12 protein-coding genes and 1 other annotated feature (1 of these 13 only partly in view) are annotated in these 14,548 nt (G+C 43.6%); of the genes, 1 reads left to right on the top strand and 11 read right to left on the bottom strand.

What is annotated here, in order from left to right:
• Positions 1-193 (bottom strand) — a binding site (T-box leader); it reaches 27 nt to the left of the window's first position.
• Between the two features lie 38 nt (positions 194-231).
• The 4 genes from pdxT to guaB form a co-directional block, all read right to left on the bottom strand.
• The gene (gene pdxT, locus ACTWPX_RS03070; protein ID WP_443118462.1) at positions 232-822 is read right to left on the bottom strand and encodes a pyridoxal 5'-phosphate synthase glutaminase subunit PdxT; all 591 of its coding nucleotides are present in this window, start codon (positions 820-822) and stop codon (positions 232-234) included.
• An 18-nt stretch (positions 823-840) separates the two neighbouring features.
• Positions 841-1,725 carry a pyridoxal 5'-phosphate synthase lyase subunit PdxS gene (gene pdxS, locus ACTWPX_RS03065; RefSeq protein ID WP_443118461.1) on the bottom strand — a complete coding sequence of 295 codons (885 nt, stop codon included), beginning with the start codon at positions 1,723-1,725 and terminating at the stop codon, positions 841-843.
• A 120-nt stretch (positions 1,726-1,845) separates the two neighbouring features.
• Positions 1,846-3,162 carry a serine hydrolase gene (locus ACTWPX_RS03060; protein ID WP_443118460.1) on the bottom strand — a complete coding sequence of 439 codons (1,317 nt, stop codon included), beginning with the start codon at positions 3,160-3,162 and terminating at the stop codon, positions 1,846-1,848.
• Between the two features lie 105 nt (positions 3,163-3,267).
• Positions 3,268-4,737 carry an IMP dehydrogenase gene (gene guaB, locus ACTWPX_RS03055; RefSeq protein ID WP_443118459.1) on the bottom strand — a complete coding sequence of 490 codons (1,470 nt, stop codon included), beginning with the start codon at positions 4,735-4,737 and terminating at the stop codon, positions 3,268-3,270.
• A gap of 173 nt (positions 4,738-4,910) precedes the next feature.
• On the opposite strand from guaB, the gene ACTWPX_RS03050 reads away from it, so the two are divergent.
• Complete coding sequence (locus tag ACTWPX_RS03050) at positions 4,911-5,627, top strand: YaaC family protein (protein WP_443118458.1); 717 nt, start codon at positions 4,911-4,913, stop codon at positions 5,625-5,627.
• A gap of 16 nt (positions 5,628-5,643) precedes the next feature.
• On the opposite strand, the gene ACTWPX_RS03045 is transcribed toward ACTWPX_RS03050, so the two are convergent.
• The 7 genes from ACTWPX_RS03045 to dnaN all read right to left on the bottom strand — a co-directional run bounded on the left by ACTWPX_RS03045 (position 5,644) and on the right by dnaN (position 14,534).
• Positions 5,644-6,741 (bottom strand): HD-GYP domain-containing protein, encoded by a 1,098-nt coding sequence (locus ACTWPX_RS03045; protein ID WP_443118457.1) that lies wholly within the window; start codon positions 6,739-6,741, stop codon positions 5,644-5,646.
• A gap of 98 nt (positions 6,742-6,839) precedes the next feature.
• Complete coding sequence (gene gyrA / locus ACTWPX_RS03040; protein ID WP_443118456.1) at positions 6,840-9,404, bottom strand: DNA gyrase subunit A; 2,565 nt, start codon at positions 9,402-9,404, stop codon at positions 6,840-6,842.
• Between the two features lie 107 nt (positions 9,405-9,511).
• Complete coding sequence (gyrB, locus tag ACTWPX_RS03035) at positions 9,512-11,434, bottom strand: DNA topoisomerase (ATP-hydrolyzing) subunit B (RefSeq protein WP_443118455.1); 1,923 nt, start codon at positions 11,432-11,434, stop codon at positions 9,512-9,514.
• 65 nt (positions 11,435-11,499) lie between these two features.
• On the bottom strand, positions 11,500-11,784 hold the full coding sequence (gene remB / locus ACTWPX_RS03030) for an extracellular matrix regulator RemB (protein WP_128525133.1): 285 nt from the start codon (positions 11,782-11,784) through the stop codon (positions 11,500-11,502).
• A gap of 9 nt (positions 11,785-11,793) precedes the next feature.
• Complete coding sequence (gene recF, locus ACTWPX_RS03025; protein WP_443118454.1) at positions 11,794-12,912, bottom strand: DNA replication/repair protein RecF; 1,119 nt, start codon at positions 12,910-12,912, stop codon at positions 11,794-11,796.
• 17 nt (positions 12,913-12,929) lie between these two features.
• Positions 12,930-13,151, bottom strand: coding sequence for a S4 domain-containing protein YaaA (gene yaaA, locus ACTWPX_RS03020; RefSeq protein WP_128525135.1), 222 nt, complete (start codon positions 13,149-13,151; stop codon positions 12,930-12,932).
• 243 nt (positions 13,152-13,394) lie between these two features.
• Entirely contained in the window at positions 13,395-14,534 is a 1,140-nt protein-coding gene (gene dnaN, locus ACTWPX_RS03015) for a DNA polymerase III subunit beta (protein WP_128525136.1), read from the bottom strand.
• Positions 14,535-14,548 lie beyond the last annotated feature (14 nt).

The raw sequence follows: 14,548 nt of genomic DNA, 5'->3' as shown, positions 1-14,548 counted from the left end.
CCCGCGATACCACCCAAGTTGAAGGTACAGATGACCTTCCGGCTTAACTCCTAACGGTGAGCACCGATCCAACTTACTGTGTTTCAGCTGGACACTCAAGGATGGATTCACACGGCTTTTTCATCAGTTTCCACCAACCACTGACTCTCTTAAGAAAAAGGGACATGCTACTAATTCCTATCATCGCGTTAAATATTCTTGTTATGTTACATAAGATTAGCGGATTTAAAATTATAATGCAAGTGTTTTTAGAGAGTTCTCCACCATTTTGACAAAATGAGCCGTAATTCGATGGTCATCCGTCAATTCTGGATGGAAAGAACAAGCTAAATACTGATCTTGCTGTGCGGCAACAATATGACCATCATATCTAGCTAAGACTTGGGTATTTTCACCGACACCTTCAATATAAGGAGCACGAATAAATACTGCATTAAAATCTTCTGCTACACCCTCAATGTTCAGTTCAGCCTCAAAGCTTTCACGCTGACGACCGAAGGCATTGCGACGGACAATGATATCCATGACACCGAGGTGTACATCATAGGATCCATCAATCTCAGAAGCAAGTAAAATAAGTCCTGCACAAGTGCCAAATATCGGCTTTCCTTGTTTACCGAACTGACGAATCGGCTCCAGGAAATCATATTTGTCAATGAGACGACGCATGGTTGTGCTCTCGCCTCCAGGGATAATCAGACCATCAATTTCTCCAAGCTGTTCTTTCCGTTTGACGACGATGCCTGTGGCACCTGCCGCTTCTACTGAACGAACATGCTCACGGAAGGCTCCTTGAAGTCCCAATACACCGATTGTTGTCATGATGCATATCTCCTTTTCTTACTGGCTGCGGTCCTGCATACGTTGTTCAGGAGTAAGAGTGGACATTTCCATCCCTTTCATCGCTGTACCCAGACCTTTGGACAGTTCACCAATCAATTTATAATCATCATAATGAGTGGTAGCTTCAACAATAGCACGGGCGAACTTCTCCGGGTTATTGGATTTGAAAATTCCAGATCCAACGAATACACCATCTGCTCCCAATTGCATCATAAGGGACGCATCAGCAGGTGTAGCAATTCCTCCAGCAGCAAAGTTAACGACAGGCAGACGTCCTTCTTCACGGATTTCCATAAGAAGATCGAATGGCGCACCGTTTTCTTTTGCAAATACCATCACTTCATCTTCTGACAAGCCACGCAGGTGACGAATTTGAGATTGGACCTGGCGCATGTGACTGACAGCTTCTACAATATTTCCCGTTCCAGGTTCTCCCTTTGTTCGCAGCATTGAAGCTCCTTCACGGATACGGCGTGTCGCCTCTCCCAGGTTACGGCATCCACAGACGAAAGGAACAGTGTAATCGTCTTTTTTGATGTGATAAATTTCGTCCGCAGGCGTAAGAACTTCACTTTCATCGATATAATCTACACCCATCGCTTCAAGCACGCGTGCTTCGCTGATGTGGCCGATACGCGCTTTCGCCATGACTGGAATGGAAACAGCATTCATCACTTCTTCTACAATTGTAGGATCTGCCATACGTGCAACTCCACCTGCAGCGCGGATATCCGCTGGAACACGTTCAAGAGCCATTACGGCTACAGCTCCTGCTTCTTCAGCTATTTTTGCTTGTTCTGCATTTACGACGTCCATGATGACGCCACCTTTTTGCATTTCTGCCATTCCACGTTTGACGCGATCCGTACCTGTTTGTGACATGATATATTCCTCCCTAAAAGCTATATATTTCAAGTATTTTTTTGAATCGAATGATAGATTCTTATACTCTATTGTAACGCATTACCCCACTAAATCCTACTAAATATATTTGAGTTTTTGTTAGAACCAGCCTTTAACCATATCTACTGCGCCAGTGAATATATCACTGAAGAACTCACCGATTCCACCTAACATCAGCATAAACCAATTGGATTTTTCGACAGCTCCTGTAGTTACGATATCTACCGTCTGTTTCCCATTCGGTAAAATATTTCCATAGCTCTCTTCACCATTGTAGACAAGCGTGGCTGTTCCTACTTTTTGCCCCTTTTCTACTGGTGCGACTAATTGTTCTTCGGAGATCGAATAGTCGATTTCATATTGATCTTCTTCTGTTTTTTTCACAAGTGTGCTTAATGCTTCATTTGTTTCAATGGATATTTTGTCTTCTTTTCCTTTAGTGACTGGGAGAGTGGATTGATCTTCGAGTTGTTGCCCTGCAGGGTAAAGTTCCTTATGTTCAAACTGGTTGAATCCATAATCCAAAAGTTTCCTGGTTTGCTGGAACCGTGAAGCCCTTGATTCAGACTTCATCACTACGGAAATGAAACGTTGACCGTCACGTTCAGCTGTTCCTGTAAACGTATTTTGAGCAAGTTCGGTGTAACCTGTTTTCAATCCATCAATCCCATCATAAGAGAATTGATCAAGATTACTTCCTGGCATGCCTGGAATCATCCAGTTCCAGTTTGTTATAGTTTGACCATCAAATTCAGCAGTAGGCTGACTGGAAAACTCTAAAGCTTCTGGATAGTCATTAATCAGATGATAAGCAAGAAGTGCTGCAGACCGAGCTGAAAGCATGTTCGTAGCATCAGGCTCTGTCCCTTCTGGGTAGTTATCTCCCAGGTGCGAATTATTCAATCCGGTAGCATTGACAAATTCATAGTCCGGCAAACCCATTTCTTCTGCTTTTTCATTCATCATTTTTACAAATTCACTCTCAGAGCCGGCGATTAACTCTGTAAGTGTGATCGTCGTGGCGTTATCTGAATTGATTGCCATCGCTTCATAAAGCTCACGAACGGTATAATCTTTATTCATTTTTAAACCGACACCCGAAAATTCAGGGTTCGCAGATATTTCATAAGCATAAGGACCGATTTCTGTAGTGGTTTCCCAACTGATCGTCCCTTCTTCTATAGCTTCCATAACTAAGTACTCTGTCATCATCTTCGTCATACTTGCAGGAGGTAGAGTCAAATCTGCCTCTTTCTCAAATATAACCTTTCCTGTTTCAGCATCGACGAGAATCGCTGATTTTGCTCCTACTTCAACCGTGCTTGCATATGTATGTCCAGGATTCGTGGATACCGCAAACAAACTTAGGAGCAATGCCAGCGTTATGGCCATTGATGCTTTAAATCTTTGTATCAACTTTTTCAACCTCCACCCTTATATTATACACCCTCGTTATTTTATCACATGCTTATATAAAAAAATAGACAGGGAAAAGTCCCTGTCTATTCTTTCTTGACCAGGTCAAACGGAGTAGTTTGGTGCTTCTTTTGTGATCTGGACGTCATGGGGATGACTTTCGCGTAAACCAGCACCGGTAATTCTGGTGAACTGGGCATCCGTTCTTAAGGCATCGATGGTCGCTGTTCCACAATACCCCATTCCTGAACGAAGTCCACCGAGTAGCTGGTGAATCGAATCGGATAGTGGTCCTTTGTATGGCATGCGACCTTCAATTCCTTCTGGAACCAGCTTTTTCGTTTCTTGTTCGCTTTGGAAGTAACGGTCTTTGGAGCCTGATTCCATTGCTCCTACAGAGCCCATACCGCGATACACCTTGAAACGGCGTCCTTGGAAAATTTCTGTTTCTCCAGGGCTTTCTGATACTCCTGCCAGAAGACTGCCGAGCATGACTGCATGCCCGCCTGCTGCCAGGGCTTTGACGATATCTCCAGAAAATTTGATCCCGCCATCCGCTATGATCGATTTGTTGTGTTTTTCTGCTTCTCTTGCACAATCATTAACAGCAGTAATTTGCGGCACCCCGACGCCTGCAACAACTCGAGTGGTACAAATCGAGCCAGGCCCGATGCCGACTTTGACAACATCCGCTCCTGCTTCGATCAACTCACGTGTCGCTTCTGGTGTAGCCACATTTCCCGCGATGATATTTACACCAGGGTGGCGATCTTTAATACGTTTCACCTGGTCAATCACTCCTTGGGAATGTCCATGAGCGGTATCGACGACGAGTGCATCCACACCTGCATCTACCAATTTATCAATCCTTGTCATCGCATCAGCCGTCACACCTACAGCCGCTCCGCACAATAAACGGCCTTGCTCGTCCTTTGCTGAATATGGAAATTCTATGACTTTTTCTATATCTTTAATGGTGATCAATCCTTTAAGGATCCCTTGATTGTCTACCATCGGCAGTTTTTCGATTTTATATTTTTGAAGTATTTTTTCTGCTTCATCAAGTGTTGTGCCGACAGGAGCCGTTACAAGATCTTCACTTGTCATTACATCACTGATAGCCATTGAATAGTCTTCGATGAAACGAAGATCGCGGTTTGTAATAATGCCGACGAGTTTCTGATCATCTACATTATTTACAATAGGAACACCTGAAATCCGGAATTTCCCCATCAAATGCTCTGCGTCGAAGACTTGATGCTCGGGTGTCAGAAAGAACGGGTTGGTGATGACACCACTTTCAGAACGTTTCACCCGATCGACATGTTCCGCTTGTTCCTCAATCGACATATTTTTGTGGATGACACCAAGACCGCCTTGACGAGCCATCCCGATAGCCATAGCTGCTTCCGTAACAGTGTCCATACCGGCGCTCAAAATCGGCATGTTCAAACGTAATGTCGGTGACAACTCTGTCGCCAAAGAAACATCACGAGGGAGAACATCTGATTTCGCAGGCAAAAGCAACACATCGTCAAACGTCAAACCTTCTTTAGTAAACTTGTCTTCACGCATGTTTGACCTCTCCTTTTCTTCGTTCAAATAGTTTGGGTAAAAGTGGGTAAAATAAGTGGTAAATGGACAGACACCATTTCTTATTGTTATTTACAATACGACAATGATTGTGCTTTTTCAACCATAAATAATTGGCATACACTTCCTATCAACACGGAAAGGAGAGAGGAATATTGGCAAGTGATGATACTATATTGACTTATCTCCAAGTTACCGCACACACACGACCGTTTTTATCCGCTTGTTATGACAAAATCAAGCATTCAAAAGCAGAACATCATGCTTATAACAATGCAGAGCGTTTCGTTTATGGTCTTACCCTGGGTCATGATTACTGGTCCACGGCCCTGCATACACCATTAAGCGTCAAGCCTCTCCTTTTCTACTACGGGCTGAACCACTATTTAAAAAGCTGCCTGCTTACAGTTGATCCCGGGTATCCGGCTACAGCAAAAGTATTGGCTCACGGGTTATCTACGAGGAAGAGAAAAAAGCAGCACTATCGATTTTTAGAAGACGATATCCGCATTCAACCACATGGACTCTTCCCCCATGCGGCTCACCACCTTTTCCAGTTCACATCCACAAAAGATAAAATCTCCATGGATGAGCTGTTACGTCCGTTGACATCCATGGAGAATATCTATCAATTGAAAAAATCCCCCCCTTTGGAAATAGAGGAGGATTGGCCTGAGTTATTGAGTTATTTTGCTGTTTTATACAACTTGAGCATGCTCGTCCGTTATGAAGGAGAGTGGTGGGGCGAGATGGAGCAGATGAAAGACCGTGAAGATTATGTATTCATCGTCCATTTCCTTAATTCTGCTGCTGAACAAATCCCATCTATGGTTTCTGCATGGCTTACTGATCAGTTCTCATCCACCCATTGAAACAATGAGAGAATGCTCAATCGTACACTTCTTCTATGTGTAAATACAGATGCTCTTTCAAATGAAGGATTTGACCATCTTCCGCTATTCGGATCATTGGCCGGGTCGGATGGTTGCTTTCCACAAAAATAATTTCCGCAAGACGGCTGTCTGACAAGCGGATGTTTGTCCCTGTCGAGTAATTGGTCATTTCTTTGACGAAGACACGGATGATTTTATGATCATAACGCCCGAACTGTTCCTGGAGGATCTCTTCTAATACTTTATAAGGGGACTGTTTTCGGCGGTACAAACGCTCTGATGTCATGGCGTGGTACATATCACTGACGGCGATGATTTGACTGAAATCATGAATTTTTGATTGGCCTAACCCTAATGGATAACCTGTGCCATTCAACCGTTCATGGTGTTGAAGGATGGCTATTTTGGCTTGCGCGCTCAAGGTAGGAACTTTCTCAACGTTACGATAGGAATATGTCGGATGGTTTTTCACCTGTTCAAACTCTGCCTCTGTCAGTGCGCCTTCTTTCCAGGTGATCTTCCCATCTAATTTCGCCATTCCGCTATCACATAAGACTCCTGCTAATCCGACCTGCATCCACTCGCCATAATTGTAGCCCATCTTAGAAGCCAAATATCCTGATAACAAGCCTATCGCCACACTATGGTGATAAATATAATCATCACTAGAAGTATAATGATGAAGCGTAAAAACATCCCGTTTGGATTCAATCACTTTCTCTAATAGAGGGATCATTACTTTCCTGATCGCATTCATATCTATAGGAGAACCTCCACTCCAATCGGTGAACCACTTCTTATAAGATTGCACAGCTTCTAAATATTGATCATGAAAAGAGGGAGAGAGTTCTTGGGTGTGTGTTTCAGTAGAAGCGGTGGTTTCCTTACTTTCCATTTGTCCCATTGGATTGAAAGAAGTACCATCTGTTTGTTTATTCGAAACTTCCACAGACTCAATTTGAAACTTTTTCAAAACTTCGATATGTATTGCTTGTATGGTCGTATTTTTTGGCACGATCGGCCTGTTGGTGCGTCCCATCACATCTTTAGTAACTAAACACCCGGGCACAAGTTGAGCAGGGCTCACTCTCATGGAATTCTCCCACCTTTCCTATGCTAATCACAGTCTATGGAGGTAAAAAAAGCCGCCTGCCGCTATTAAACCGACAGGCGACTGTTATTCAAATCTTCTTATGATTCATCTGATTCGTCATTTTCTTCATTGTTGGAGGTATCTGCTTCGATGGTGTCACCAGATCCCTGACTGGATTCCAGTTCTGCTTCTTTCTCCAAAGCTTCTTCCACGATTTCATCTTCTTCTTTTTCAGACTCTACCCGGGCTACGGTAGCAACTTCTTCGCCTTCGCCCAGACGTATCAAACGTACACCTTGAGTGTTACGTCCTGTTTCAGAGATACTTTCCAACGGCATGCGGATCAAGACACCGCTAGCTGTGATGATCATAACATCCTCTTCACCATTTACAGCTTTCGTTGCGACAACCTGCCCATTTTTGTCGGTCAAGTTACACGTAATGATTCCTTTCCCACCCCTGTTAGTGATTCTATAATCACTTGCAGGCGTACGCTTTCCATAACCTTTGCTTGTAACGGTCAGTACCTGGAGGGAATCATCAAGTATTTCCATCGAAACGACCTTGTCGTCATTCCTTAGAGAAATACCTTTGACACCGGCAGCCGTTCGTCCCATCGTACGGATTTGATCTTCATTGAACCGTATCAGGTAACCATTTTGAGTACCGATCATGATATCCTTCGCCCCGTCTGTCAAACGGACGGAAATTAATTCATCATCTTCCCGTAAACCGAGAGCGATCAAACCTCCGCGGCGGATGTTGGCAAATTGAGACAGCGTCGTCCGTTTCGTGATTCCATTCCTCGTAGTGAAGACGAGGTACCAATCATCGACGAAGTCCTCTACGGAGATGACGGCATTAATCCACTCATCCCGTTCCACATTCAACATGTTGATGATAGGAATCCCTTTTGCCGTCCGACTGAATTCAGGGACTTCATAGCCTTTTGCTTTGTATACTTTCCCTTTATTCGAGAAGAACAGGAGCGTGTTATGGGTTGAAGTGGATAACAGATGTTCCACGAAGTCTTCCTCATGTGTCCCCATTCCTTGCACACCACGTCCGCCTCTTCGTTGAGAACGGTACGTATTGGCAGGCAAGCGCTTCACATATCCCTGGTGGGTTACTGTCACGATGACCGTCTCTTCAGGAATCAAGTCTTCGTCTTCGATGAAGTCTGTTCCACCCAGGATGATTTCTGTGCGCCGCTCATCGTTAAAGCGTTCTTTGACATCCACTAGCTCTTCACGGATGATTTCAAGCACCTTTTCGTCATCAGCTAAGATCGCCTTCAATTCAGCAATCAAGTTTGTGATTTCATTGTACTCATCTTCAATCTTCTCCCGTTCAAGCCCTGTCAAACGCTGCAAGCGCATATCAAGAATCGCTTGTGCCTGTTTCTCAGAAAGGCCGAAACGTTCCATCAGACCCGTGCGGGCGATATCCGTCGTTTGTGATTCGCGAATCAATGAAATGACCTCATCCAAATGATCAAGTGCAATACGCAGACCAGCTAAAATGTGAGCCCGGGCTTCTGCCTTTCTCAGCTCATACTCTGTCCGTCTTCTAATGACGACTTTCTGGTGATCGAGATAATGCACGAGACACTGCTTCAGGTTCAATACCCTTGGATGTCCATTCACAAGAGCTAACATATTGATGCCGAATGTAGATTGTAAGGCCGTCATTTTATAAAGATTGTTTAAAAGGACGTTCGGGTTGGCATCACGTCGCAGTTCAATCACTACACGCATACCATTACGGTCTGATTCATCACGCAAATCAGTGATCCCGTCGATTTTCTTATCACGGGCCAGGTCCGCGATCTTTTCAACTAGACGGGCTTTGTTGACTTGATACGGTAATTCCGTAACGATCAGACGGGATTTTCCATTTGCCTGTTCATCAATTTCGACATCAGCCCGGACCGTAATTGATCCTTTTCCTGTTTCATAAGCTTTACGGATTCCGCTCATTCCGAGAATTTTACCAGCTGTCGGGAAGTCCGGACCGTAAATATGATTCTCCATCAATTCCTGTATCGTAATATCAGGATCTTTACTTAACGCAAGAACGGCATCGATCACTTCCCCTAATTGATGGGGCGGGATATTGGTTGCCATTCCGACTGCGATTCCGGAGCCGCCATTAACGAGCAAGTTCGGGAATTTGGCAGGGAGTACGATTGGTTCTCTTTCTGTACCATCATAGTTGTCATCATAATCGATGGTATCTTTATTGATATCACGGAGAATTTCCATCGAGATTTTTGACATCCTTGCCTCTGTATAACGCATAGCTGCTGCTGCATCTCCATCGACTGAACCAAAGTTACCGTGACCATCGACCAGCATATAACGGTAGTTGAAGTCCTGAGCCATACGCACCATCGTATCGTACACAGCGGAGTCGCCATGAGGGTGGTACTTACCAATAACCTCACCTACGATACGGGCAGATTTTTTATAAGCTTTATCTGAATGCATACCAAGGTCATGCATCGCATACAATATTCTTCGGTGTACAGGCTTCAAGCCATCCCTAACGTCTGGGAGGGCACGTGCGACGATGACACTCATCGCATAATCCAAGAAGGAAGTACGCATTTCTTGGCTGATGTTTATTTCCTGTACGCGCGGGCGTTCGGGTTGATCCACCATTCTTTTTTACCTCCTAATTGCCTTTAAGGAGGAGAAGGACTTGATTCCCTTCTCCAATCTATTCCTTCACGTCAAATGACGCCTATGATGCTTAACATTCAACCGGATCAAACATCAAGGTTTTGTACATATTGAGCATTTTCCTGAATGAAGTTACGTCTTGGTTCGACTTTGTCCCCCATCAGGATATCAAACGTTTCGTCTGCTCCGATCGCATCTTCTAAGTTGACTTGAAGCATCGAACGTGTGTCAGGATCCATCGTCGTTTCCCAAAGTTGTTCAGGGTTCATCTCTCCAAGACCCTTATAACGCTGAACGCTTGGCTTAGGCGACTTCGATAGTTCGGCAAGTTTCGCATCCAGCTGTTTATCACTATACGTATAGTTAATCGCTTTTCCTTGCTGAATCTTGTAAAGCGGTGGCTGGGCTATATAGATGTACCCTTTTTCAATCAATGGCCGCATATAACGATAGAAGAACGTCAACAGTAAAGTCCGGATGTGCGCCCCATCGACATCAGCATCCGTCATAATCACGATTTTATGGTAACGGGCTTTGGAAATATCGAAGTCCTCTCCGATCCCTGTACCTAATGCTGTGATTATCGCACGGACTTCATTGTTCGATAAAATCTTGTCTAACCGCGCTTTCTCTACATTGATGATCTTACCTCTCAAAGGTAGGATCGCTTGGAAATGACGATCCCGCCCTTGTTTGGCTGAACCACCTGCTGAGTCACCCTCAACGATGTAGATTTCAGATATTTTGGCATCTTTTGATGAACAGTCCGCCAATTTACCTGGAAGGTTGGATACTTCTAAAGCACTTTTCCTTCGTGTCAGTTCACGTGCTTTCTTAGCTGCCATACGAGCTCTTGAAGCCATCAGTCCTTTTTCCACGATGGTCTTCGCCATGTTCGGATTTTCGAACAGGAATCTGGAGAATTTCTCTGAAAACAGCGCATCTGTAACCGTACGGGCTTCACTATTTCCAAGCTTCGTCTTCGTCTGCCCTTCGAATTGGGGATCCGGGTGCTTGATGGAAATGATGGCAGTCAAACCTTCACGCACATCATCACCAGTCAAGTTCGGATCGGTCTCTTTGAACATGTTGTTCTTCCGCGCATAGTCATTTATGACACGAGTCAGTCCTGTCTTAAAGCCTGATTCGTGCGTTCCGCCTTCATACGTATGAATGTTGTTTGCGTAAGAATAAAGATTGCTGGCAAATCCATCATTGTACTGCATAGCGATTTCAATCGATATATCCTCTTGTTCGTCTTCTAAGAAAAACGCCTCGTGCAACGCTTGACGCGTGCGGTTCATATGCTCGACGTAGGATAAAATTCCGCCCTCATAGTAATATTCGACTGGATCTTCGTCGGTGCGTTTATCTTCGATCGTGATGGTCAATCCTTTATTCAAGAATGCGAGCTCACGTAATCGATTGGCTAATGTTTCGAAATTATATTCTTGAGTCTCTGAAAAAATTTCAATATCAGGAGTGAATTGAATCTTTGTTCCGGTTTGATCAGTCTCTCCGATCACCTTCAAGTCTTCCTCCGGCACTCCGCGATGGTACGCCTGGTAATGAATCTGGCCATCCCGATGGACAAATACCTCCAGCTTTGAAGATAATGCGTTCACCACAGATGCACCCACACCATGAAGTCCGCCGGAAACCTTATAACCGCCGCCCCCGAACTTACCCCCTGCGTGAAGCACAGTAAGGATGACTTCTACGGCTGGACGACCGGTCTTTTCTTGAATCCCGACAGGAACTCCTCGGCCATTATCCGTAACAGTAATGCTGTTATCTTTCTCAATGGTGACTTGAATTTGATCGCAAAAACCGGCCATGGCCTCATCGATACTATTATCGACAATTTCCCAAACTAAATGGTGAAGACCCTTCTCGTTTGTTGAGCCGATATACATTCCGGGTCTCTTCCGGACGGCTTCTAAACCTTCCAGTACCTGTATCTGACTTTCATCATAAGCCTGCTGTTCTTCGATAATATCTTCCTTCATGGTACTCACCTACATTTCTCAAATGGTTTTACGTGGATTTTCTTACGCCAAAATCTATCTTTATTTCACCATTCCGTTTCTTCCGAGAAATCTTCCAATTTATTTAAAGTGGTCATCATGTTAGCCCGTTTCTTCAAGGTAAAAACAGAAAGCGGACTAAAATAAATCACATCATTCGTTATGACGATTGCTTTCGCCTCGTGATCTTCCGTTTCAATCACACGTCTATCTTTCCGTTGATTAAAGATCATCTCCTCAATGATTGAAGAGGAGGATATCAAACTATGATCGATAATGGCTACGACATCCTTCGACTGGATCACATGATCATCCCCGATGTGAATGAACAATCTCCCACCTCATTTCTCTATGTCTATCGTTCCTTCATTGACACGGAAGATTTCCGCTTGTTCAAGGGCTTCATGTTCAATTCCGTCTATGCTTGTAGTAGAGACGAAAGTCTGCACTTTCCCTTGAATCGTATGAAGCAAATGTGACTGCCTGTAATCGTCCAATTCACTTAGTACATCATCCAATAGTAATATCGGATATTCACCTACTTCACTATGAATCAATTCAATCTCCGCAAGTTTCAAAGACAGCGCCGTCGTCCGCTGTTGACCTTGTGAACCATAAGTCTGTACATCTTTTCCGTTCACATAAAAAACAAGGTCATCCCTATGCGGACCAGCTAAAGTGGTCCCACGTTCAACCTCTTTTGATTCTATATCCAGGAATTTATCAGTGTATGTTCTCTTTATTGTTTCCAAATTCATATCCTCTGATACTCTTACACTCGCATCATAGGCGATTTCCAGTTTTTCCAATTGACGACTGATCCCCTTATGGATCGGAGCCGCCCAAGAACGGAGCAGCTGGAGGAACTTGAATCTGCGTTCAACGATTGTCGTCGCATGCTCGATCAGTTGTTCTGTCATGACGCCGAGCATCGTCCGATCAGCCCCTGGTTTCCTTTGCAGGTCTTTCAGTAAATGATTTCGCTGCCTTAGAATTTTTTGATACTGTCCTAAGTGATAAATGTAAGTAGGCTGGATCTGACCGATTTCCATGTCAATAAACCGACGACGCACCTGAGGGCTCCCTTTGACAAGATTGAGATCCTCAGGTGCAAACATGACCACATTCAAAGCACCGATATAATCGCTGAGGCGCTTTTGCTCAATATGATTTAACTTCGCTTTTTTCCCTTTATTGGAAATGATGATTTCCAGAGGAAAACGACGATTCCGTTTATAGATAGTCCCTTTTATTTTACCATACTCTTCATCCCACTGTATCAATTCTTTATCCCTGGGAGTACGGTGGGACCTCGCAAAGGCTAAAACATAGATCGCTTCCATCAAATTGGTCTTACCCTGGGCATTTTCACCAATGATGACATTGATCTTATCGTCGAATGTCAAAGAAAGCTGATCATAATTTCTGAATGATCGCAATGACAATTCATGAATGTGCATAGGCGCTTCTTATAACCTCATCCTTCTTGGACAACGGTGAAGCTGCCGAATTCTTCTATTTCTACTGTATCTCCCAGGTACAGTTTACGACCACGGCGATTTTCAAGCTCTCCATTTACAAAAACTTCAAATTCAGCAAGGAAAATTTTAACCATTCCGCCTGATTCGACAATATTCGCTAACTTTAAAAATTGTCCCAATGGAATGTATTCCGTAGTTATCCCAATTTCTTCGCTCATATTTATTCACCCTATTCCATGAATTCACCTATCTTTCATTTTACTAAAGATAGGGCCGTAAAGAAAGTGCAAGTGACTTAAAGTGAAATTTCGTTCATTCTTCACCAAAAGTGAGGGGCCTTGGTTGTTGATTTTCTATTATTTTTATATTTCTGGTCAGAGAGAAAAGAAAGAAGATGCCATTATAGAATCCATAACAGCATCTTCTTAATCTTGTTTATATTCGTCTTATACTTTGCCCGATCAATACGTACGTACAGGTAAAATCAATTGCAAAATTTGTTCATCATCTACAGGACGAATCAAAAATGGCCGCATAGCTCCTGTGAATTCAACTTTTACTTGATCATAATCAACTGCTTTCAATGCATCCATCATGTACTTCGCGCTGAAGGAAATTTTCAGATCTTCCCCATCGACATCATTCGCTAATACTTCTTCAACCACATTCCCCACTTCTGGAGAATTCCCTGTGATTTCTAAGTGATTGTTCTCTTTCGTCATCAAACGTACCACATTGTTTCGGTTTTCTTTCGATAGCAGGGAAGCTCGATCGACAGACTGCAACAATTCCTTCGTGTCTATCTTCACAATGGTTTTGCTCTGCTCTGGAATTAAACGGGATGTTTCAGGATAGTTTCCGTCCAGCAAACGGGATAAGAAATATAAATGTTTGGTCCGGAAAAGTACTTGATTGTCCGTGACACTGATTTCAATGGTGTCTTCAGAATCATCAAGGATTTTGTTCAATTCCGTTAAGCTCTTCCCTGGAATGACCACGGCAGGTAAAGATTTACCTTCAGGTTGTTCCAAAGGAATCTTGCGGGATGCAAGACGGTGACTGTCGGTCGCAATAAATTCCAGTTCACCTTCTTCCATACGGATGTGGACACCTGTAAGAATCGGTCGCGTTTCTGAAGTGGATACAGCGAATACCGTTTGTCGGATTAAATTCTTCAAAAGGTCAATTGGTAATTCAAAGCTCTCTTCTGTATGCAGTTGTGGTAACTGCGGATATTCTTCTGGATCCTGCCCATTCAAGTGAAATTCTGCATTTCCTGAGCGAATCGTTATATTCCTTGTGTTATCACTTTCAATTTCCACCGTGTTTTGAGGCAGTTTACGAACGATGTCTGGGAAATATTTTGCTTGGAGCACGATACTGCCAGGTTCGATATTTTCTACATAAACAATACCATCTTCTTCTGTGGGGATAAAAGATTCAATAGAAATATCTGAATCACTACCGGTCAATTTGATGCCCTCTTCTGAAGCCTCGATTTTCATTCCCGTCAAGATTGGAATGGTCGTTCTCGAAGATATAGCTTTCATTACGTTTTGGACGCTGGCGATCAGTTGGTCCCTCTGGATTACAAATTTCATTTCAATACACTCCT

Source organism: Halobacillus sp. H74 (assembly GCF_052246715.1).
GTDB classification, from domain to species: Bacteria; Bacillota; Bacilli; order Bacillales; family Halobacillaceae; genus Halobacillus; species Halobacillus litoralis_A.
The sequence above is the reverse complement of the archived record's forward strand: the minus strand, read 5'-3'. Positions and strand labels throughout refer to the sequence as shown.